The following is a 23,389-nucleotide window of genomic DNA, read 5'->3' on the forward strand; positions in this document are numbered from 1 at the left end:
AATACTCGAGTTTACCCTGTTTCCCTCTTCTTAGTTATACTTTTATCTATTTTCTAATCCATAACTGAGGTTTCTAAAGGTTTGTTGGCTTCTTCTCTGCTAGAAACTTTTGCTTTTGCGGCAGTGCTATTTTTGAATTTTTTAGCAATACTTTTCCATATTTTTTTCGGTGTTTTCACGATGTTTCTCCTTACTGTTAAAATTTGCTGACTTAATTGTGGTAGTTAAAATAACAACCTGGCTCAGTTGCCTACCACATAAACTTGGTTCAATCAAAGGTGTCTTGCTATTTTTTCCTCGTAAAAATTTAGCTTATCTTTTACATCTAAACAGCATTAACACGATTTGGCTTTTTGTAGATGAGTAATTCTCTAGGGATTATCCTATTGAATTCTATAATATTTTTTGCCACATTGTTATACACGTCATAAAACTGAAGGTATTCAGTTATCTTCATCTGTGCAGATTAAACAGCAAGAAAACAACGTAGTTGGCGTCTTATTTTTAATTTTTTGCACTATGTGCACCTTATGTCTTCATAACATTCTGGGTTTTTACCTACATAAGCTGAAACGCGCTGTTTAAGACAGTATAGTACGCCAATTTGCAGGATTAGAGAGTGAACACTAATTACTACGGGGTTTCTTTTGCCTTTTTTTCTGCTTAGTAAATTTCTTAAACATTTTAGCTAAGGTGAGTTGCACTTAAAAGCAGCTAAATTGCAGTGTTTAAGACTTAAAAAACGCCAAATACTGAAAATAAACAATGACCAGGGCTTCTTTTGCCTTTTTTTTTTCGTTTGGTAAATTTCTTAATATTTATATGGAAGGTAGCGCGTGACGCTGGAATCTAGAAAAAAGAAAATGGATCCCAGTGTCACGCACTGGGATGACAAAAAAGGAGCACTAGGATGACAGGAGAAGGAGGCTACCTTCATGACATTATCATAAAGTAAAATGAGATCCCAGTGTCTGGGCACTCGGATGACACCCTCTTGGTATTCGTGTAGTTATAAATCACCCACAATTGATATGCTCGAATTATTTTCAGTAAATAAATCAAGCATAATGTTAGGTATTCTACCATCAAATATGTGAACAACTCCAGCACATTCCTCTACCATTTTAGTATATGCCATAAGCCTTTGAATAAATTTTTCTCCTTGAATTTTGCCACAATCAATCGATGCATTTAAATTTTTAACAGATATCTTCCTGCCACCAATTTTATCTATTTCTTCACCTGTATCGCTAAAGGTTATCATTTTAGATGCAGAAACTGCAATTGCAATTGCGCTTGCAGTGCTATCGGCATCAATATGATATGTTTCCCCATTTTTTCCATGACCAATGGGTGCAATAACTGGTATAAAATCTGATTCTTCAATAAAAAATAATATATCAGGATTGATTTCAGTTGGTCTACCGATGAATCCCATGTCTAATATCTTTTCAATATTATTTGATCTATCTTCTCTAAGCGTAGCGGTTATTTTTTCGGCTTTAATTAAGTTACCATCTTTTCCACATAATCCAATAGCTAAACCACCAACAGAATTTATATGCTGAACAATTTTTTTATTAACTGAACCACATAGCGCCATTTCAATGATTTTCATAGTATCTTTGTCCGTGAGCCTGGTATCATTCACAAACTTACTGTCCATACCCAGCATTTTTAACACCGAGTTAATTTCATATTCTCCGTCATGAACTATCACCGGATTTATACCAAGCTGTTTCAATAAGACAACATTATGCACAAAAGTATTAAATAGTGTTTCATCTGAGATCGTTATGCCGCCACATTTGATAATAAAAGTTTCGCCCACAAAGCTAGGTATATTAGATAACACTTCAATTAATATTTCTGCTTTTTGTTTAAATAATACCTCATCCCTTAAAAATTCACTACTCTTCATTCTTTTATCTTGTAAACTTGAAAAACTCATCTCTTACCTTGGTTATTTTACACTTGACACGGGTGCTTATTTGATGAATTGACACATTCTCATTATTAATCCATTTTTGAATATCTTCTATAACAGCAACTAAGCTTTTTTGACTTACTTTATCTATTTTTGTTAGCACAACGTTAAAGTTAATATTATTATATATTAACCAATAAATGAAGTCTTTGTCCATTTCTTTTAATCCTACCTTGCTATCTATCAACACAAACACTCTTCTTAGATTTCTTCTTTGAATTAGATAATACTCAATTAAGTTTAAATATTGTATAATTTCCTCCTTGCCTGCATGAGAGTAGCCATACCCTGGTAGGTCAACAAGCCTGAACTTATCATTGTACATAGAATAAAAATTTATTTGTCTAGTGCATCCAGGTTTAGAGGAAACTCTAGCAGCTTTTTTGCTGTTTATCAGTAAGTTGATCAGACTGGATTTTCCTACATTTGATCTACCAGCAAACGCAATCTCTGGAGCTGACTCATCTGGTAATGATTTTATGTCTAAAGCTCCAAATATGAAATTGCAGCTTGATGTTATCTGTTTTGCCATTATATTCAAGTAGAAGGTATATTATAATGTTATTGCTTGATGTAAAAAATTTTTTATTTCAGTATATATTACTTAAACAGTTAAAATACTAGATCTGTGCTATATGAATATAGAGAATAATTTACAAGACTTGAAGAAAAAATTTAATGATATAGAGAGGAACTTGGAAAACCCTGCCAATTTAAGTCAAAAAGAATTCATTACCCTTTCAAAGGAATACTCTGAGCTCAGGCCAATAATCAAGATAATTGATGAATACAACACGCTGAAAGAGGAAATTTCAGATTTAGAAGAAATAATGAAGGATGAAAACAGTGAAGGTGATATAAAAGAGTTAGCAAAAGAAGAATTTTTCGAAAAGCACAAGGTATTATTACCAAAAGTAAAAGCAAAACTAAAGTTAGCATTATTGCCCAAAGATGAAGATGACTCAAGAAATGCAATATTAGAAATCAGAGCGGGCACAGGCGGAGAAGAAGCAGCATTATTTGCAGCGATGTTATTTCGTATGTATCAAAAATATGCAGAAAGAAGAAATTGGAAGTTCGAGCCAATAAGCATTTCTAACACAGGTATAGGTGGCTATAAGGAAGCTTCTGCACTCATTAATGGAACAGAAGTTTTTGCAAGGTTGAAATTTGAATCAGGGGTACACAGAGTACAGAGAGTGCCAGAAACTGAATCCTCAGGAAGGTTGCATACCTCTGCCGCTACTGTTGCGATATTACCTGAAGTAGAAGAAGTTGACTTTAAAATAGAAGAAAAAGACTTACGCATAGATGTTTATAGATCCAGTGGTCCTGGAGGGCAGTCAGTGAATACAACTGACAGCGCAGTAAGGGTCACCCACTTGCCAACAGGGATAGTTGTAATACAGCAAGATGAAAAATCGCAACACAAAAATAAAGCTAAAGCGCTCAAAGTATTGAGGGCAAGGCTATACGAAATTGAAAGACACAAAAAAGAAATGGAAAGGTCAACAATGAGAAAAAGTCAGATAGGCTCTGGTGATCGTTCCGAGCGCATAAGAACATATAATTTCCCACAATCAAGAATCACAGATCATAGAATTAATCTAACTTCACATCGGCTAGAGCAGATTATAAAAGAAGGTGAACTAGATGAATTTATTGAGGCATTAATCTCACGTAATGAAGCAGAAAGGTTAGCGGGAGAAAACTAATCATTTGCATCAACTATACTGCATCTTTTAAACGCAATAAATATGCAGTAAAAATAAGTTCTAGTACCACTGCAGAAAAAACAAGAATAGCTGCACTGATTGTTTGACCATTGTAAACGTAGCTTGTTAAGCCGATAAAGACAGCCATGATAAAAGACCTGATGAATGCAACTGCAGAAGAAGCTGTGCCCTTAATTTCAGGAAAAACATTCAGTGATGCGTTAAAAAGCACTGCCTGGCACATTGCACAACCAATAGCGAAAATGACCATAGATAGTGTCACTAAGTAGAAAGAATAGGGTGTAACCATACTGAATATCAAAAGCAATATAGATCCAATCATGATCACACCCGCGCCATAAGCTACACACCTTATTGCCCCAAGTTTCTGTAAAATTTTACCAGTGAATAGACTGATGAGTGAGAAGGATCCAACTATTGCACCTTGATGTAGTGCATAAATAGTGCTAGATAAACCAAAAGTTTCCATATACAAGAAAGGTCCACAAGTGATAAATGACATATAAGCAGCAGAAAAGAGGCTTATTACCAAAGATGGCGCCATAAACCTTGAACTCAATAATAGCTTTCCATAGTCTTTCATCATCTTTTTCAAACTAAAAATATCGCGGTCCTTTTTTGTTTCTGGTAACGCTAAGAGCAGCAAAATCCATAAGAGCAGCAAAATCCAAGAGATCAAACAAATTGTTGCAACACTTGCATAATTACCACGCCACCCTACAGCACCATTGATAAAACTTCCTAAAACAGGTGCAATTGCCATGACAACTGTAAGAACAGAATTCATGATTCCAATAAATTTCACCGCTTCGTCGCCTTTATAGCTGTCTGCAACGATTGCAAACACAACTACAGACGTGCTGACACCAATGCCCTGAACAAAGCGAGAAATTAAAAGCCAAAAAATCGACGGTGCAAAAACACAACCAACAGCGCCAATTAATAACAAAGTGTTACCTATGATCATCATCCTTCTTCTGCCATAGCATTCAGACAATGGACCAAAAAACAACCCTCCCATGCACAAGCCTAGGAAATTATAAGCGATAGTTAATTGAATTGTGCCTTCTGATACGTTAAAATAGCGCACCATATCAGGAAAACTAGGTACGGAAATATCAATTTCAATGAACTTGGCAATTAGAGACAGGATTAACAGAAATGGTAGTAACATTTGAGATTTTTAATTAATGAATAAAAATATCACGTTTGAAACATTAAGCGAGAAACATTTCTCACTGTAAACTCTGAGATATAATTTAAAAAGTGGATGAGTTACTTTTCTCAATATTTTTTTTTGAAATTTAGATAGTAAAAATGCCGAAAAAAGATTAATACATAACCATTTGGCTTGACACAGTTTATGTGTGTCAAGCCACCTTTATTTACTTACTTCTTTGGCCCATTCTCATTTACTTCTTGTGCTTCCGCTCCATTTACTTGAGTACTAGGTAATGCTGCATATGTAATACCACCAACTACGAGTGCAGATGCTACTGCTATACCAATCATTACTAACATCTCTAATCTAACTGTACGTTCAAGTGCAGTAAATGCTACCAACCCAGCAGCAAGACCCATACCAACGGTAGCGGTGTACTTCGCTCCATTGCTTTGTTTTGGTTGCTCAGTTGTTTCGTTTTTAGCTTCTAGTTCTTTATTTTCCTTCTCTAACTGATGAACTCGAGCATTTCGAGCTTGTAAGTCTTTCTTTAGGCTTTCAACTTCAGCATTTGGTTGGTTTATTTTAGCTTCTAATTCTTTTATCTTATCCTCTTTATCTTTTAACTGAGCAGCAGTATCATTTGGTACTGCCCTTAACTGCGCAACTTCAGCATTTAGTTCATTTATTTTCTTCTCAGCTTGTTCATTTGCAGTTTCTAATTCTTCGCCTTTCTTCTTTAACTGCTCTTCTAATGTTGTTTTTTCCTTTTCAGCTTGAGTCAATTTAGTTTGTAATGCTGTTTTTTCCGTGTTAGCTTCAGTCAATTGAGTTTGTAATTCTTGCTGTTTCTCCTCAGCTTCTTTCTTTGCATCTTCTAAGTTTTGTTTTTCCCGCTCAGCTTCATTCTTTTCAGTTTCTAGTTCTTTATTTTTCTGCGTTAACTGCTGAACTTCATTCTGTTTAGCTTCTAGTTCTGCCTGTTTAGCTTTTAATGCTGTTATTTCAGTCTCTTTATCTGTTAACAGTTGCTTTAAGTCCGCAACTTCTTTTGTATTGTTTTGAGCTTTTAATGCTGTTATTTCAGCACTTAATTCTTCTACTTGCTTTCTGGGATGTTTAAGCAGTCCTTCTACCGCAACCTCGTCCTTTCCGTTAAGCTTTAACGGATCTTTCGTTGTGTCATTTTCGCCGTTAACTGAATTTATAGAAAAAGTAACAGCATCTTCTTCTCCATAATGACCAGTAATATATAGTTTTTCACCACCTAGCATAAATTCCGCATAAAACTCTCCCTCAATTACTTCGCCATTCTGATTTATATTTTTATACTCTTTAAATTTTTCATAATCGCTTCCTGGAATGGTAAGCTGTATTTCTTGATCATTTTCTTCACCAACTAACTTTATTGTACCATTAATCTCTGTAAGCATATTAAATCTCATATAAATATTATTTAACAGTATAATGCTTTTAAAACTTAACGTAAAGTAATATTTTCCATAGTGTGTTATGCTCGTAAAATTTTGGCGTAGCCGTATTTGCTTAATTGTGCTAACTTAGAGCTTAAAACTTAAGAAATATTTATGTTAAAAGAAAAATACGGCTTTAAAGAAATTGAAGACAAATGCAACATATTGTGGGAAGGCAGTAAAGTTTATAAGTGGAATGGTGAAAAGGATAACACTTTCACTATAGACACACCTCCGCCGACAATATCGGGAAAACTCCATATTGGCCATATATTTAGCTATTGCCACACGGACTTTATTGCAAGGTTTCAACGCATGCTGGGCAAAGATGTGTTTTACCCAATTGGGTTTGATGATAACGGGCTTCCCACTGAAAGATTGGTTGAGCAAACCTATAAAACCCGTGCAAAAGAAGTTGGCAGAGAAAAATTTATAGAGATGTGCCATGAAGTTATTGAGAAATCAAAGCAAGAATTCAAGGAACTATTTAAATCGGTCGGCATTAGTTATGACTGGGGTTTGGAATATCACACGATCAGCAAGGAAAATGTGACGCTTTCACAAATGTCATTCATCGATCTATATAATAAGGGATATGCATATAGAAAAATGCAACCTATCCTTTGGGACCCGGTTGATAAAACAGCAATTGCGCAAGCAGAAATAGAAGATAAAGTTTTTGAGTCATCCTTAAACACGATAGTTTTCTCTACTCAAGAAAATGAGCAGATCAATATTGCAACTACGCGACCTGAACTACTTCCAGCATGCGTTGCAGTTTTTTGTCATCCAGAGGATACGCGCTACACTCATCTGATCGGAAAAACAGCGGTAGTGCCAATAACAGAGGAGAAAGTTCCAATAATAGCAGATGATAAGGTTAAAATAGATAAAGGCACGGGGCTTGTTATGTGTTGTACATTCGGTGATGAGCTCGACATATATTGGCAGCAAAAGCATAATCTACCGATGAAAATTATCATCGATCAGGATGGGAGGATGAACCTGAATGATGTCATTCAAGTAGCTGACATTGGAATCCAGGAAAAAGAGCCAATGCCAGCGATGACAGAGGAAGATATCATGTCAGCGTATGGTCAGAAAAAAGAACCAGTATCAGCTACTCGGATGACAGACGATATACTAAACGAAATAAATGGACTAAAGGTTAAAGAGGCAAGAAAGAGGATGATCGAAATCCTAACTAAAAAAGGACTTTTGATAGAAAGCACTAACATTTCTCATTCTGTTAAGTGTGCAGAAAGATCTGGTGCACCACTTGAGATATTGCCTACTTATCAATGGTTTATCAAGACCTTAGAGCAAAAAGCTCAAGTATTAGATAAAGTAAAAGGATGCAATTGGCATCCAGCTACTATGCGTAAACGTATGGAAGTGTGGATAGAAGGGCTAAATTGGGACTGGTGCATTTCAAGGCAGCGCTATTTTGGTGTGCCATTTCCAACGTGGTATTCCAACCGTAAGGGAGAAGAAGGTAAAATTATTCTAGCTGAAGTAAAGGACCTACCTATAGATCCACTCAAAGATTTGCCAAAAGGGTATAGCAAAGAAGAGGTTATCCCAGATCAAGATGTAATGGATACCTGGGCCACAAGTTCAATTACTCCTCAACTAAGTGCACTTGCAGTAAATAGTGAGTTTAGCTTGCCAAATCATCGCTATGATACAATATTTCCTGCAGATCTGCGCAGCCAGAGCCATGAGATAATAAGAACTTGGGCTTTTTATACGATTTTGAAAGCGCATTATCATGCAAATTCTTTACCTTGGAAAAACATTATGATCAGCGGTTGGTGTTTAGCCGATGATAAGAAAAAGATGAGTAAATCAAAAGGTAACATCATCACTCCTCATGTAATACTTGAAACTTATGGAGCTGATGTAGTGCGCTATTGGGCAGCAAACTCAAGGCTTGGAGTTGATACAGTCTACTCTGAAAATATATTCAAAATTGGCAAGCGCCTAGTTACAAAACTTTGGAACGCTAGCAAGTTTGTTTCCATGTTCATGGAAAAGCATCAAACAGTAAGCATAAATTCTGCTCACGAGACAATAGATAAGTGGATATTGTCTAAGCTGTACAAAGTAATAGATAGAGCAACAAACAACCTATTACAGTTTGAATACTGCGAAGCTTTGGGCGTAATAGAGGAATTTTTTTGGAAGGATTTTTGTGATAACTACTTGGAACTAGCAAAAAAGCGCGCATATGGAGATAAAGTAGACAGCGGAGCAAACTTAAGTGCAAAGCAAAGTTTGGCATATGTACTGAATATTATTTTGCGGTTATTTGCACCCTTTTTGCCTTACATTACGGAAGAGATATACCACCAGTTTTATAGTTATAATTCTGTGCACAATCAAAGTAATTGGCCGAGCAAAGAAGAGCTTATCTACGATAAATATTCAGAGGAAATGGGAGACAATTGCGTGCAGATATTAAACATTATCAGAAAGATAAAAGCAGATAATAATGTTTCAGTTAAGCATTTGATAAAGAAATTAGTGATAAAAGCAGATCTACGAGAGGACAAATTGAATCAATCCGCACAGGATGATTTGCAGGCAGTTTGCAATGCGGAAACGATAGAGTGGATGCAGTTTGAGCTTGAAACTGAAGACGAGAAATACATAGTGAATATAGATTTATATTGATTTTATATGTTAAATTAGCTTGACTTCCTTTAATGTGAGCGTTACCATAACGATAGCTTTACTTATGAGGGAACGATAGTGGGAAATCTATATAATAAAACTAATGCGCCATATCTTATAGCTGGTACTCTTGCTACTTTGGTATTGCTTGCATCTGGGACACTTGCTGTTGCCCCTTATGTTGCATTCTTATCTCCAATTGCAGCCTTTAATGTAGCTCTTCCTGTTATTTTGACTTTATTTGTGCTTTCTGCAGTAGTAATTGCAATTTCATGTAGAATGATTAGCCAGAATAAAAAGCTTGATGAAAAAGAAGCAGAACTTAATGAAAAAAATGGATTAGCTAAAGAGCAAGAAAATACAATACAAAGCTTAGAGCCTCAAATCAAAGGGCTAAATAAGAAAGTTAGTGATCTCGAAACAAAATTAGATGAAATTTCAAGGCAAGCTAATGGTGCTGCAACAAAAGATGAAGTGGAAGAGCTAAAGGCAAAGATTGCTAGTGCTGCAACAAAAGATGAAGTGGAAGAGCTAAAGGTAAAGATTGCTAGTGTTGCAACAAAAGAGGAGCTAAATAAGCTTAACAATGAAGTGAAAGAGCTAGGGACAAGCGCTGCAACAAAAGAAGGGCTAAATAAGAAAGTTAGTGATCTCGAAACAAAATTAGATGAAATTTCAAAGCAAGCTAATGGTGCTACAACAAAAGGTGAAATGGAAGAGCTAGTGACAAATATTGCTAGTGCTGCAACAAAAGAAGAGCTAAAGGCAGGGCTTAATGGTACTGCAAAAAAAGAAGAGCTAAATAAGCTTAGCGATGAAATAAAAAAGCTAGGGACAAGCGCTGCAACAAAAGAAGGGCTAAATAAGAAAGTTAGTGATCTCGAAACAAAATTGGATGAAATTTCAAAGCAGACTAATGGTGCTGCAACAAAAATTGGAGAGCTAAAGGCAGGGCTTAATGGTGCTGCAACAAAAGATGAAGTGGAAGAGCTAAAGGCAAAGATTGCTAGTGCTGCAACACAAGAAGAGATAAATAAGCTTAGTAATGAAGTGAAAGAGCTAGGGACAAGCGCTGCAACAAAAGAAGGGCTAAATAAGAAAGTTAGTGATCTCGAAACAAAATTAGATGAAATTTCAAGGCAAGCTAATGGTGCTGCAACAAAAGATGAAGTGGAAGAGCTAAAGGCAAAGATTGCTAGTGCTGCAACAAAAGATGAAGTGGAAGAGCTAAAGGTAAAGATTGCTAGTGTTGCAACAAAAGAGGAGCTAAATAAGCTTAACAATGAAGTGAAAGAGCTAGGGACAAGCGCTGCAACAAAAGAAGGGCTAAATAAGAAAGTTAGTGATCTCGAAACAAAATTAGATGAAATTTCAAAGCAAGCTAATGGTGCTACAACAAAAGGTGAAATGGAAGAGCTAGTGACAAATATTGCTAGTGCTGCAACAAAAGAAGAGCTAAAGGCAGGGCTTAATGGTACTGCAAAAAAAGAAGAGCTAAATAAGCTTAGCGATGAAATAAAAAAGCTAGGGACAAGCGCTGCAACAAAAGAAGGGCTAAATAAGAAAGTTAGTGATCTCGAAACAAAATTGGATGAAATTTCAAAGCAGACTAATGGTGCTGCAACAAAAATTGGAGAGCTAAAGGCAGGGCTTAATGGTGCTGCAACAAAAGAGGAATTAGAAGAAAGGCTTGGTAGTCTCATAAAGGAAGTTGAAGTAAAAGAAGAGCTGCAGATGAAGTTTTATGAAAAAGGTAAAGAAAGAGAAAAGATAACATTTGAGGATATTATACTTCCACATGATAAGAAACAAGAGCTGAAAAAGATTTGTGAACCACAAAAAGAATCAGGTGCGGCTCTAAAAAAAGAAGAAGGATACATTTTGCATGGTCCACCAGGAACTGGTAAGACTATGATTGCTAAGGCAATTGCGAGTGAAACTAAAGATACATCTGCATTTATAAGTGTTTCTGTTTCTAGTTTGTTTAATATAAAAAATATAAATGATCTTTTTAAAAAAGCAGAAGAAAACGCTTCTTGTATAGTTTTTATAGATGAAATTGAAGGCTTTGGCAAAATACGTGATCTTAATGGTAATAATGTAGAACATTTAAATCATTTCTTAACTAAAATTGATGGCTTTGACTCTATAAAAGGTGTGACGGTGATTGCTGCAACTAATCGTATAAGTGATTTAGATGAAGCACTTACTAGGGGTGGTCGTTTGTCTACACACATTAAGATTTCTACATTAGACACAAACACACGTAACAAAATAATAAATGAGCATCTGAAAGGAACAATACCTAACTTGCTTAAAAGAGTTTTAGACGAGACTAAAGGTTTTTCACACGCAAATCTAATTATTTTATTACGTGAATTGGAAGAAAAAAGATTCACTAGCACGTCTAGGCTTGGGGAATTCTGTCAACATTTTAAGGAGACTCATGGTATAGATAATGTGTTGAATAAGCAGCTTACTAAAGAGAAAAAGCTAAACAAGCTGGAACAAAGTTCATTACAAGAAACAGTTAATTCACTGAAAATGATAAAGGATCTAAGCAGTGAACATTCACCAGAATTGGAAAAAATAAATAAAGGTAAGTTCGTTAATGAGCTACCTTCCTCAAATTATATGTCCACACCAACAACAAGAGAAACTTCTACCAACGAAACATTTCCCAATTTGTCTAAATTTCCAATTGTGGACAATAATTCACCTAATAATCTACAAGGTAAAAAAAATCCTCCAAGAAAATCTCCTGAAAAGGAAGAGAACGATGAGAATAAAGAAAACTCAGGGCCACAAAATCAAAACAGTCCTAATTCAAGTCTCGTCATCCCTAATTCATCGCCTTTGAGAAATTCAATAAATAATTCCTGCGCATCTTAAGATGTAAGTGCGTATTCTCCCACAGATAAGAGAATTTTAATAAATACAGTACAAGACTGCTAAAGTTTTGTTCATGGGGGAGGGGAGTAATGAGTAATTTGTTTAAAAAAGCTAATGCATTTTATTTTATAGCTAGTTCCTTAACGTTACTTACATCTTTAGCGCTTATTGTAACTTCTAATGTACCTCTTCCTCTAACTCTCGCTTTAGCTGCATTATCTGTTTTGGTGCTTGCACTTTCGTATAAAATAATTAGTAATAATAAAAAAATAGAGATTGAGAGAAGTAAATTCGCTCAGAAAGAGCAAGAGTTAGAAAATAAAATAACTCTAGGCAAAGAAGCTGAAGAAGCTGCAAACAAAGAAGTGGAAAAATTAAAGAATCAATCGCGTGAATTAACTCGAGAAAAGCAAAATTTAGACAAGAGAGCAAAAAAATTGGCTCAGAAAGTAAATGAGTCAGAAGTTGAGAGAGAATCTCTTCTTGAAGAAAAAAAATCTTTAGAGCAAAAATTAGAAGCTAAAATAAACCGTGTATTTGAAATAACAGGCAAATTAAAAAAAATAATGAAGGAAAAAGATGAGCTTGGTGAGCAAGCAGAAGAATTACTTTGTAAAATCTCGTGTTTATGTGAACAGTTACAAAAAAAAGAAAATGATATAGCTAAAAAAGAAGAACGTATAACGGAATTGAAAAGGAAAATAGATAATAATAAACATGCAGAATTAAAAAATGAAGAATTCCATAAAGAAATAGAAAAATTATCTAAAGAAAAAGAGGAATTATGTAAGGAAATAGAAAAATTATGTAAAGAAAAAAATATATTATATAATAAAAAAGAAGAATTGTATCAAAGACAAGAAGAACTTTATGTAGAATTAGATGAGTTACAATGTAGATTTAAAGAAATTAATCAGAAAAATAAAAACTTATCTCAAGAATTAAAAGAGAAATCTGAAGAGTTAGATAAAGCAAATGATTTCATTGAAAGTCAGTCTTTTGAGTTAGAGGGAATAAGAAAAGATTGTAACAATGAGGTAAAAAATTTACTTTTGAAGCAAGACACTCAAATAGAACAACTTGAAGAAGATTTGTTGAGAGAGAGAAAAGAAAAAGTGTCTTATATAGAAAATATGAAAGAATATATGATACGCAAGTTAGAAGGATCAATAAAAAGAAGTAAAGTGATCAAAGATGATGATAAGGCAGTAATATTACAGGAGATTCCAGTAATAAGGTTTATGTTAGAAGAAGTTATACAAGATTTGCGAAACAAAACGCCTGCTTCTTCGCTGGAAGATCTTGTATATGCATCATCGCCAGACGAAACATCCATTCCTTTACATGCAGGAGATCGTGGATATGGACCCGAGGAAGATTCTGGATATAACAGTCGCTCATCCACTCCGATCAAATTGCCAGATTTACCGTGGACAGAACGTTGTAAACACAGTCAATCCCAGAATGTAGGACTTGTAAAGTGCGATAATTAGTCTTATTATAAAAAAAATTATGCAAGATAATGAACCCAATAATATGTGCACTGGATACACAAGACTTAAATAAGGCCTTATCTTTGGCTAATGCTCTGCGTGGTAAAGTTGGCATGGTAAAGCTGGGATTAGAATTTTTTGCTGCTCATGGTCTTTCTGGAGTGCAAGAAGTTGCAAAATGCAATGTACCAATTTTTTTAGATCTGAAATTGCATGACATTCCAAACACTGTAGCTAAAACAGTTGAAGTAATAAAAGTTCTGAACGTTGAAATGTTAACTCTGCACATCAGCGGTGGGACAAAAATGCTTGAAGAAGCACTAAGTGTAGTGCAAGGCACAAAAATAAAGCTGATTGGAGTGACAGTGCTAACTAGTATGAGCAATGAGGATTTAAACGAGCTTGGAGTAGCAAGAGAAGTAAAATCACAGGTAATTTTGCTTGCAAAGCTTGCAAAAAAGATTGGACTCCATGGAATAGTCTGTTCTGCACTAGAAGCTCAAGAAGTGCGCCGAGAATGCGGTGAAGACTTGAAAATTATTACTCCAGGAATTCGTATAGATCCAGGTCATGACGACCAAAAAAGGACAGTAACACCAAGAGAAGCAATAAATTCAGGAGCCGATTATATCGTTATTGGCAGACCCATTACAAAAACTGCAAGTAGCGCAGAATTAATATTGAAATCCCTTATCTAATTGAAGCAGATAAAAAAAGTGCTTGACATAAAAAAACAAACATTATATAGTATTGTTACTCTTTATTTTGTCTCGCTTAATTCAATTACTGAATTAAGTCTACAGTACTAGGCGTGGAACAAAGTGCCACGCTATCTTCCGATTTACATTTTCAACAGATAAACAAATGATGCCATTTCAGTGCCAAGCACATAACTGTACGAATATTCATTTTTAAAGGTAAATTGCACAACAGATGATGTCATTCCAGTCTGGAATCCAGAAATTTTGCTTATAACTGAGCTGATGAGCTAAAGGTAGTTGTCTTACGCTAAAACAAACGTTTTTAATTAAGTTGCATAGAACCAGTGTCTGGGCACTGCCCACTGGTGGCCCAAACTACAATGTTCGTACAGTTATACCATTTGCTGTCTTCAAATTACAACACAGTTGCCTGCAAAATTCAAAAGAAGTCTAATGCTAACTAATTTTTCATTTCATTTTCAAAGGAGGCTATTATGTCACTTACCGATATCGCTCACCGTATCAATGAACTTGCTTCATCATGGGAGCAATTTAAATTAATAAATGATCGCAAACTAAAAGAAATTGAAAGCAAAGGGCGTGCTGATTCTGCAACAATTGAGCAGCTATGCAAGGTAAATAATGCCATTGATAGTTGCAAAGGGCGTTTAGACTTGATCGAAACTGCAGCTCAACGTCCAGAAGTAAATACAGATTTTAGCACAAGCGATAAATATTTTTCTGATTATATCCGCAAGGGAATGGAAAGCGGTTTATCACACAAAACCCTCAGTGGAGATGATAATGATATCGGAGGGTATCTAGTTACTCCGCATATTATAAAACGCATAAACAAGCGCGTAACTGATTCGTCCCCAATGCGACAAATATGCTCCAATCAAAGAATCTCTACTGAAACATTGGATTACATTATAGAAGATTTTGACCGTGCCGGTGCAGGTTGGAGCAGTGAAACAGTAGATGATGATGACGGTGGCAATAAATCTAAGTATGATTTTGCAAAAGATACGGACACACCTAAAATCCAAAAAATTTCCATAACAACTTACGAGTTATATGCTCAACCACAGATATCACAAAAGTTACTCGATGATGCGTTTGTCGATGTTGAGAGTTGGCTGGTGGAAAAGATTGCCGAGACTTTTAGCAAGGAAGAAAGCGAAGCCTTCATTAAGGGTGAGGGTACTTTTCAACCCAAAGGAATTTTAACTTATGAAAATGGAAACAGTTATAATAAAATAGAGCAAGTTAAAACTGAAAAATTAGATAGTGATTCAATAATGATGTTGTATTACTCTCTGGACGAATATTATTCCAAAAATGCATCATTTTTGATGAACAGGAGTACGTTGAAGAATGTTAGGCTACTAAAAGCTCAAACAGGCCAATATCTCTGGCAACCAAGTTTGTCGCTTGAAGCTCCAGATACCTTAATGGGAATACCAGTATATCAATCTGCCGATATGCCACCAGCGCCAAACAATCAGCTACCAGTAATTGCGATGGCAGATTTCAAACAAGCTTATAAGATTGTAGATAACAGAGGAATGAGAATATTAAGAGACCCTTATACGAATAAACCTTATGTGAGGTTTTTTGTCACTAAGCGTGTTGGCGGAGAGGTTGTAAACACCAGTGCTATTAAATTGTTGAAAGTTGCGAGCAAGTACTAAAAACTTCCGCAGCACCGCCTTCAAAACCTTTTTACTTCTTTTTGTATAGCTCCACTCCTGTCATCCCATGCTCTCTTCTTGTCATCCCAGTGTCAAGCACTGGGATGACACTCTCCTGGTAGACAATGTTCATACAGCTGTGGGCTTGACCATAAGATCCAGTCTAAAAAATTTGGATTCCAGCGTCACGCGCTGGAATGACATCAAAGAGTGGGCTAATGGTTTTTTATAATGTGAGAAGTCTATTTCCTCTTTAAAGTAAAAAATAGTTGACATGTTATACTGTTTATGAAATAATTGAGTTAATTTACTATTAATTATAGGAGTAAAATATGTGGGAAAAAATAAAAAACTTTTTTAAATGGATTGCTGATCACACAGGAATTTCATGGATTGCAAGAAAAATTTCATCAGGCTGGAAGTGGTTATTTGGTGGTAAAGCAAATACTACTCAACAAAATACATCACAGCATGAGGAGCGTTCAGATAATGAGAAACAGGAACCTGCTCAAGCAAATGATCAATCAAAAGATCACACAACACCAAAAACTCTAGATGATGAAGTTAATCCTGATAAACCAGCAGCGCCAGATAAACCTCAAGGACCTGTAATTAATACATCTGAAACAGATGCTAAGGAGCTACCAGAAAATTTTCCGACACCTAATCTCAAAGTTGGAGATGGTGGAAAGTTGTTATTAACTCTAACTCCAGAACAGTTAGCAAAATGTAAGGAGAATAGTGAAGCTACAAGATTAAATGCACTGCTTATATATATAAAATGTGATGCAAATGAATATCGCATTACTGGCAATAGTGTTGATGAGAAAATTATATCGATAGAATCAATACAGAAGAAAAATGAAAATGGTCAATTTAAAAAAATCAGCGCAAAAGAAATTCTAGGTAATGCAATGGTTAAAAAAGTAGATAGTATATCTAACAGGGCATTCGAAGCTCCAACGTTGGAACAACCTAAGCTCAATACTACTACGACACAACAAGTGGTTAACAATGACAGCAACAAGGAGATTGCTGCTGAAGAACATGCATCAAGTTCAACAACTACTGGTCTAACAGAACAATTACCTGAAGTTAATTCAACTCAAGAATTATCAACTCCTAATAATGAGCCTGTTAAAATAGATACTTCTGATCAATCAATACCACCAGCAGCGCCAGATGAACCTCAAAGACCTGTAATTAATACATCTGAAACAGATGCTAAGGAGCTACCAGAAAATTTTCCGACATCTAATCCCAAAAATGCTGATAGTAATGTACTAAAAGGAGCATCAAATGAAAACTACCTTAAAGTTGAAGAAATACCAAACTCTGAGAAATCTAAGAGAGAATCTTCTACTATCAACGTTTTTAACGGAAACTTAGAACTACTCCTTGCAGATGATATTCAACAAAAGCTAGAAGATTATAAACACCCAAGAAATAATGGTAAATATCGTATGGAAATACACTGCAAGGAAGGTAAGTTTAACATTAACTTTTTTAAGATGGATAATGCGGATGGTTCTTTAACTATTAACACGTTGCAAAAAATAGGTAATAACCAACTACTTAGTGATACAAGTAAAATTAAAAAGTCCTTAGGCTTGAAGAAACAGGTGACATCTGTTGAAATAGATTTTATATGTAAATATCAATCTGTTGAAAGCCTTAAACTTAAAGTGCCCACAAATGTACCAAGTTCAGAAATTGCTAGTTCTGCAACACCACCACCAGCCGCTTTTCTTTCTTATACACACAGAAATCATATAGAATTGTAAATGCAGCTTTTTTATTCTGATGCTTTTCAATTCTATAGTTCTTAGCCTCTCTTTACTATTATTTCTCTGTATTATCATAAAAAAGAATAGAAAACTGAGTAAAGAGAAAGCAAACCTTGAAGTTAATTTATGTAAATTAGAGCAAGAAACAAAGCAAAGTTTGCTTACGAAGAATGAAGAAATAGTTGATTTAAAGATCAAAAGAGCAGAACTTGAAGTAACTCTGCAAAAAGAACGTGAGGAAAAGAAAAAGGAAATAGAATTACTAACAAAAGCAGAGGAGAGATTAACAAACACTTTTAAAGCGCTCTCTCTTGATGCTTTGCAGACAAATAACAATAATTTTCTGAACTTAGCGAAGGAAGTAATCGATAGTAAATTAAAAGAAACGGAAAGCGATTTTAAAAAAAGACAAGCAACGATTAACGAAGTTGTAACGCCAATAAAAGAAAAATTAGAAAAATTCGATAACGAAATACGTGAGCTAGAAAAGGAGAGGGTAGGGGCCTATGAAGGTTTAAAGGAGCAAATTGGAGCACTGATGAACCAAACTTCCAACCTTGCTAATGCCCTGAGAAAGCCCCACATCAGAGGAAAGTGGGGTGAAATGCAGTTAAAGAGAGTGGTAGAAATGGCGGGAATGATTGAATATTGCGATTTTTTTACTCAGCCGTCAGTGGTTGATAAAAACGAGGATAATTTATTGCGTCCTGATTTAATAATTAAAATGCCATCTGGAAAGCAAATAATAATAGATGCTAAAGTGCCGCTTGATTCTTACATGGATGCTATATCACAAAATGATTTGCAAATACAAAAGGAGAAATTAAAGAATCATTCCCTGGCAATAAAAAAACACATAAATGACTTGGGTAAAAAAGAGTATTGGAATCAATTTGAAAATACGCCAGAACTTGTGGTGCTTTTCTTAACAGGGGAGGGGGTTTTTAGCGCAGCACTAGAATATGAGCCTGCTTTGATAGAAATTGGAGTAGAAAAAAAAGTGATCATTGCAACACCGATCACTCTCATTGCGTTGCTAAGAGCAATAGCGTATGGATGGAAGCAAGAGATGATAGCTGAAAGCGCAAAAAAGATCAGCGAACTAGGTCATATTTTGTATGAGCGCATTTGCACAATGGGCGAAAACTTTGATAATTTGCGCAGGAGCTTGAAAAGTGCTGTCGATCATTATAATAAAACTGCTGGTTCGCTTGAAGCAAGGGTGTTTCCTGCTGCTCGAGAATTCAATAAGCTTGGTATACATGCAAAAAATAAAAACTTAAGTGCTGCAAAGGAATTAGAGTCTTTACCACGCAGCTTACATACTGAAGAACTGAAAGTAGATTAGACTTCTTACATCAGACCATAGTGCGCTAACATGGAAGTTCTTCTGCTCCACAAACAAATAGTATTGTGCTCAATGCTGCAAATGAAATAGCTATTTATTAATATATTAAGGAAAAAGTTGACTTTTTGTCTAAAATAATATAAAATAAAATAATAGTTGGTGAGGTAAAAGTGTTAGTATCAAAAGAGCGTAAGGAATATTTACTAGAAAAGTTTAAATATGCTGCCAAAGAATTTGGCAAATCTAGTACAAAGTCCGATCATAAAACAGTACCAAAAGAACAGCAACTCTCTATTGATTTAGGTAACAAAAAAGTTTTTGGTATTATAAACAGAATTTTATACTGGATAGAAAGTAAATTTACATATTTTTTTCCACGCTATAATTTATTTCCAGAAGTTGGAGTCGAAGGAAGAAAAATCCCTAGAACTAATACAAGGGTTAAGTATTTTACTCCAGATGATCAAGTAGAACATACTAAAATTACTTATAAAGGAAAATTATGCGTAGACTTAATGCCAGAAATAGAAGGTAATAAGTTAAAAGGCTTTAAAGGCAAACTATATGATACAACTGATAAAATTAGTAAGGGAGAAAAAGGTTGTGTAGCTTATGTGATCACGCTTGATGGAAAGCTAGTCACTCATGAACATATTAATGTTAATAAAAGCGAATGGGCTTATCGTCATTCAACTCTTGCAGGTGGTAGGCCAGTTTTATGTTCTGGTTTAATAAAAGTGGTAAATGGTAAAATAACTTATATAGACAATAATAGTGGGCATTATAAACCAGAATCAGCAAATTTATACAATGCAGTGAAAAAATTAGAAGGTCTATTTTCGAAAGATGCAAAAGTTGTCTGCTTACCATATTGGGTTAGCTTGCAAAAACAAATTCCTTTTATACGCAAAATTATTCCAGCTAAACAAGAGCCAGTAGAGAAATTTTTGCAAAGGATGGAGAAAAAAGGAAAAGATGGATTGACTCAATATGAAAGACATTTTAAAGGGGTAAAAGAATGTAATGAACAGTATGAACAAAAGTTGCTTCTTGCAAGCTATAAATCACCTACAAATGAACTGCCCTGCAAACCAACTATACATAAAAAACACAGGTTGAAATACTCTGAATATATTAACTTACACCTTAATTTTTTGAAAGAGTTCGATGAAAATCCCAAAGTGCAAACAATGGCAATAGAACACTCAATAAGAAGGATTATTGGAGCAAATTATGGCCATAAACCTACAGTTGCGCTTGCTAAGGCACAGATAGCTAAAGATGGAAAGTTGCAAGAAACGGACGAAATAGTAGGTATAAATGTAACCTTTCACCATGAGAACGATTGTAATAGCTTTGCTAAATTGCAGGATCTCAAAAAGCATAGCTATAATTGCATATCTCATCTGAAGGACAAAGAAATTGATGAGCTTCTTAAATATACATATGACGAAAAAGATAGAGCCACTATAGAAAAATTAATGCCCAATAAACATACAGTTTTTATGAGTACAGACCAGGCTGATAAGTTTATAAAGGACACTTTACAAATTAAAATTGATAGCGTTGAACAATTGTTTGGTGGAGCGTTAAAACTCAATTTAACTAGGTAAAACAATGGGACTTTTACAACCACTCTCCTACCCTTTCTAGCTGTTTATAGCTGTTAAATCTCAAGAATTTATCAAAATATGGAGAGGCAATAAAGGGTGTGGTATCTCTTAAATAATTAGATAAAAAATCTGGTAGATCATTCTGAAATTCCTGCATTTTTTGTCTATAATCCTTCAAAGCAATAACCTTTATTTTATCATAGTCAAGTTTCCAATAAGCAAGTTCTGAAACTTCTCTTTTTGTTATATGTTCTACCGCTAAGGCTTGCAAAATTAACTGTGGAAAAAATCCCGACATCACTTCTTCATTGGAAGGTGGTGAACCAAGCTTATAGTCTATAATTGCTACTTGCCCACTTGGTAGATACTCAACTCTATCACACCTTGCTGTCAGTAAGATTTCTTGAGGGATAAGATCTCTATTTGTCATCCAAGCAGTTTCATACTGATCACAAGAACCAGCGTCACGCGCTGGAATATGGAATATCGGACAGGAAAAGCTCTTTTCTAGCTCAATATGGTTGCTTCGAGTTTCATCAAGTTCGACAAAAATCCTTTGCAGTCTTACCCACCACATATTTGAAAAATTAAACTGACTAGTCGAGAATGCTTCCCGCGTGATGCTCATCAGCGACTTTTTGTTGCGTAAATATCTTGCAAGAATGTTGTGTACCATAGTGCCAAATTCCAATATCGATGGCTTAAAATTCAAGTCTCTTAATTGTTTAAGGCCCAGTATATATTCAACGTAAAATGAATAAGGATTACGAATTAGCTTTTCTATTGCACTGCAAGACATCACCTGCATTTTTTCTTTTCTAACTTCGGTTTGAGGTTTTGGCATAGGCTGAGTACATGGAACAATGCATTCAGGTGTATTTAATATTCTCAGCCAATCGCGATAAGGATATTTTGACCCCTGCAACAGAATTTCCAAACGCTGCAATAGAATTGGCTTTCTATGGCTTAGCGATCTTGTAATATAAACCTTACTTGCACAAAACAAATTGCGCAGAATATACAAAAAATACCCCTGCTCTTCTTGCACAGAAGGAAGGTTTCTCGTAAGCGCATTCAAAAATGACCCTTGAAAACTTGGCGTTTCGTTAAATCCAGCAAGTATTACAACTTTATTGTGATATAAACTGAATCTACTTAAGTCACTTGCTACAGGAAAAAACTTTCTCTTTAAAAATAACGTTAGAATTTGGCTATATAACTCTAAGGAGCACTTAATTTCTACACCCTCACATGCATTCAAGAAATTACAGGTAAAATTACCCATTTCATTATTTAGCTCTGAAAAATTTATACCAGATAGCATATTAATACACTGCAAATGAGTTGCCACCACATCAGAAATAGGGTAATTTATAGAATCAAGTAAAAGATTAAATACGACCTCTAACTTACTGATAATAAGCAATATATCCTCTTCATGCTTTAGCTTTTTATGAGTATTAATAGCTTTTATAATGTCATCAAAACCGTTTGTACTAAAGCTACGCAATACCTCTATTTCAAATTCAGATAGAATTTTACTGTACTCCTCTTGTGCGTAACCAAAAGTAACTAGCCTATGTTTAAGGAGCGAAAGTAATGCCACACTGCTCCAATTTGAGGTCAAAACTTCGATACTGTAAAGTAGAAGCGTTATATAAGGATAATTTTCCGATATGGCACTGTGTTGCCTTGATAAACATGCTATACGAGCTGCAAGTAATTTATCAAAGACAACCAAAGAAACGTTTTCATAACCTTCATTTTCTATAATTAATGATGTCACTTGTGCTTCTTCCTCCCTCGAATCACAAGTGACGACTTCAATATTGCCAATATGTCCATTACTAACTTTGCTTAGATCAGCAGTTGTATCAAAGACGCAATCTAGTTCAGGACTTCCTGTTATCCCAGCCCTTTCTTCTGTCATCCCAGTGCCCTCTCTTGTCATCCCAGTGCCCTCTCTTGTCATCCCAGTGCTTGACACTGGGATCCATTCTTTTTTTTCCTGGTCACGCGCTGGAATGACACCAGAACACGCTTCTGGCAGAAAACTAACATCTCTTCTATCTACATTTAAATAATCGAGCAGATCTTTCAGACAATATTGATAGTGTTTTTTATCAAGCAATTTCCAGTCTTTCTCTTTAATTTTCAAATTCAGGTTAGGCAAAATTATTTTTCCAAATGGCAGATCATATATAGCCTTAATTAACGACTTATCCTTTCCAATTCCAACAAAGATTATATATTGGTCTTTTTGTAAAGAGGTTATCATATTGTTTATGTAATCACTCTTATGTTCTAATATATCTACTACTCCTAAATCTTTTAAAGTTTGACTCCAAGTCTCAGTGAGTAAGCTTATGAAATTCTCTATTTTTTTTGAATGATCATCAAATTGATCATAATCCGTTGTTTGGGTAGATTGAATTTTATCAAGTAATGATGGCAGGCTATAAGCTAAATCAATGGGAAAATTATCATTATTTTTTCTATTCCACTCTAATATGAATTGAATGAGTAGCAGCGTCCTTTTTGTTGGCTTGATAACTTTGACTCTATCAAGATTTAATATTAAATCCTCCTCATCGATGTTCTCTAGCGAAACTATCTCTGGCAAAATTATGCATTTTTTAGCGTTATAATTCTTGAATGCACTCAGCAGCGCTATCACATCTCTCTTGCAAGGAAGTATGATCTTTATTTCAGGAATTTTTTCTCTTTCATATTCAGAAAATATGTGCTGAACCAGCACATCAAAAAGGGATTCATCCACATTAACGGTAAAAACTCTTCCCACTAACAGTAACAATTAATACAATGCT

At 35.1% G+C, this 23,389-nt stretch carries 15 protein-coding genes; 9 read left to right on the plus strand and 6 right to left on the minus strand.

Features of this window, described 5'->3' with window-relative positions; all coding sequences use genetic code 11:
* Positions 1-53: 53 nt before the first annotated feature.
* The 3 genes from NBW39_RS08715 to yihA form a co-directional block, all read right to left on the minus strand.
* Positions 54-179: a hypothetical protein gene (locus NBW39_RS08715; protein WP_256466312.1), complete on the minus strand. Its 126-nt coding sequence runs from the start codon at positions 177-179 to the stop codon at positions 54-56.
* An 830-nt stretch (positions 180-1,009) separates the two neighbouring features.
* Positions 1,010-1,921, minus strand: coding sequence for an acetylglutamate kinase (argB, locus tag NBW39_RS03940; protein WP_370273767.1), 912 nt, complete (start codon positions 1,919-1,921; stop codon positions 1,010-1,012).
* Positions 1,922-1,925: 4 nt separating this feature from the next.
* On the minus strand, positions 1,926-2,522 hold the full coding sequence (yihA, locus tag NBW39_RS03945) for a ribosome biogenesis GTP-binding protein YihA/YsxC (RefSeq protein WP_250295754.1): 597 nt from the start codon (positions 2,520-2,522) through the stop codon (positions 1,926-1,928).
* Positions 2,523-2,622: 100 nt separating this feature from the next.
* Between yihA and prfA the strand changes: the two genes are divergently transcribed.
* Positions 2,623-3,702 (plus strand): peptide chain release factor 1, encoded by a 1,080-nt coding sequence (prfA, locus tag NBW39_RS03950; RefSeq protein WP_250295684.1) that lies wholly within the window; start codon positions 2,623-2,625, stop codon positions 3,700-3,702.
* A gap of 13 nt (positions 3,703-3,715) precedes the next feature.
* Here prfA and NBW39_RS03955 read toward each other — a convergent pair whose 3' ends face one another.
* Together NBW39_RS03955 and NBW39_RS03960 are read right to left on the minus strand one after the other, a co-directional pair.
* A complete protein-coding gene (locus tag NBW39_RS03955; RefSeq protein ID WP_250295685.1) occupies positions 3,716-4,897 on the minus strand; it encodes an MFS transporter in 1,182 nt (393 codons plus the stop codon).
* Between the two features lie 215 nt (positions 4,898-5,112).
* Positions 5,113-6,318, minus strand: a complete 1,206-nt coding sequence (locus NBW39_RS03960; RefSeq protein WP_250295686.1) for a hypothetical protein — start codon at positions 6,316-6,318, stop codon at positions 5,113-5,115.
* Between the two features lie 153 nt (positions 6,319-6,471).
* Between NBW39_RS03960 and NBW39_RS03965 the strand changes: the two genes are divergently transcribed.
* The 8 genes from NBW39_RS03965 to NBW39_RS04000 all read left to right on the plus strand — a co-directional run bounded on the left by NBW39_RS03965 (position 6,472) and on the right by NBW39_RS04000 (position 20,561).
* Positions 6,472-9,033: a valine--tRNA ligase gene (locus NBW39_RS03965; RefSeq protein WP_250295687.1), complete on the plus strand. Its 2,562-nt coding sequence runs from the start codon at positions 6,472-6,474 to the stop codon at positions 9,031-9,033.
* A gap of 78 nt (positions 9,034-9,111) precedes the next feature.
* On the plus strand, positions 9,112-11,925 hold the full coding sequence (locus tag NBW39_RS03970; protein ID WP_250295688.1) for an AAA family ATPase: 2,814 nt from the start codon (positions 9,112-9,114) through the stop codon (positions 11,923-11,925).
* 89 nt (positions 11,926-12,014) lie between these two features.
* A complete protein-coding gene (locus NBW39_RS03975) occupies positions 12,015-13,418 on the plus strand; it encodes a coiled-coil domain-containing protein (protein ID WP_250295689.1) in 1,404 nt (467 codons plus the stop codon).
* 29 nt (positions 13,419-13,447) lie between these two features.
* Positions 13,448-14,116, plus strand: a complete 669-nt coding sequence (gene pyrF, locus NBW39_RS03980) for an orotidine-5'-phosphate decarboxylase (RefSeq protein WP_250295690.1) — start codon at positions 13,448-13,450, stop codon at positions 14,114-14,116.
* Between the two features lie 497 nt (positions 14,117-14,613).
* Positions 14,614-15,813 (plus strand): phage major capsid protein, encoded by a 1,200-nt coding sequence (locus NBW39_RS03985; protein WP_250295691.1) that lies wholly within the window; start codon positions 14,614-14,616, stop codon positions 15,811-15,813.
* Positions 15,814-16,145: 332 nt separating this feature from the next.
* Entirely contained in the window at positions 16,146-17,597 is a 1,452-nt protein-coding gene (locus NBW39_RS03990; protein WP_250295692.1) for a hypothetical protein, read from the plus strand.
* 19 nt (positions 17,598-17,616) lie between these two features.
* On the plus strand, positions 17,617-18,948 hold the full coding sequence (locus NBW39_RS03995) for a DNA recombination protein RmuC (RefSeq protein WP_250295693.1): 1,332 nt from the start codon (positions 17,617-17,619) through the stop codon (positions 18,946-18,948).
* Between the two features lie 170 nt (positions 18,949-19,118).
* Positions 19,119-20,561, plus strand: a complete 1,443-nt coding sequence (locus NBW39_RS04000; protein WP_250295694.1) for a hypothetical protein — start codon at positions 19,119-19,121, stop codon at positions 20,559-20,561.
* A 13-nt stretch (positions 20,562-20,574) separates the two neighbouring features.
* Here the strand turns inward: NBW39_RS04000 and NBW39_RS04005 are convergent, their stop codons facing one another.
* Complete coding sequence (locus tag NBW39_RS04005; protein ID WP_250295755.1) at positions 20,575-23,364, minus strand: PD-(D/E)XK nuclease family protein; 2,790 nt, start codon at positions 23,362-23,364, stop codon at positions 20,575-20,577.
* Positions 23,365-23,389 lie beyond the last annotated feature (25 nt).

The organism is Wolbachia endosymbiont of Oedothorax gibbosus (assembly GCF_936270435.1).
In the GTDB taxonomy this organism is placed as follows: domain Bacteria; phylum Pseudomonadota; class Alphaproteobacteria; order Rickettsiales; family Anaplasmataceae; genus Wolbachia.

Coding starts and splice junctions, on each gene's coding strand:
- NBW39_RS03985 (WP_250295691.1), top strand. CDS start 14,614: ATGTCACTTACCGATATCGCTCACCGTATCAATGAACTTGCTTCATCA.
- argB (WP_370273767.1), bottom strand. CDS start 1,921: ATGAAGAGTAGTGAATTTTTAAGGGATGAGGTATTATTTAAACAAAAA.
- pyrF (WP_250295690.1), top strand. CDS start 13,448: ATGAACCCAATAATATGTGCACTGGATACACAAGACTTAAATAAGGCC.
- NBW39_RS03960 (WP_250295686.1), bottom strand. CDS start 6,318: ATGCTTACAGAGATTAATGGTACAATAAAGTTAGTTGGTGAAGAAAAT.
- NBW39_RS03995 (WP_250295693.1), top strand. CDS start 17,617: ATGCTTTTCAATTCTATAGTTCTTAGCCTCTCTTTACTATTATTTCTC.
- NBW39_RS03975 (WP_250295689.1), top strand. CDS start 12,015: ATGAGTAATTTGTTTAAAAAAGCTAATGCATTTTATTTTATAGCTAGT.
- prfA (WP_250295684.1), top strand. CDS start 2,623: ATGAATATAGAGAATAATTTACAAGACTTGAAGAAAAAATTTAATGAT.
- NBW39_RS03990 (WP_250295692.1), top strand. CDS start 16,146: ATGTGGGAAAAAATAAAAAACTTTTTTAAATGGATTGCTGATCACACA.
- NBW39_RS03955 (WP_250295685.1), bottom strand. CDS start 4,897: ATGTTACTACCATTTCTGTTAATCCTGTCTCTAATTGCCAAGTTCATT.
- NBW39_RS03965 (WP_250295687.1), top strand. CDS start 6,472: ATGTTAAAAGAAAAATACGGCTTTAAAGAAATTGAAGACAAATGCAAC.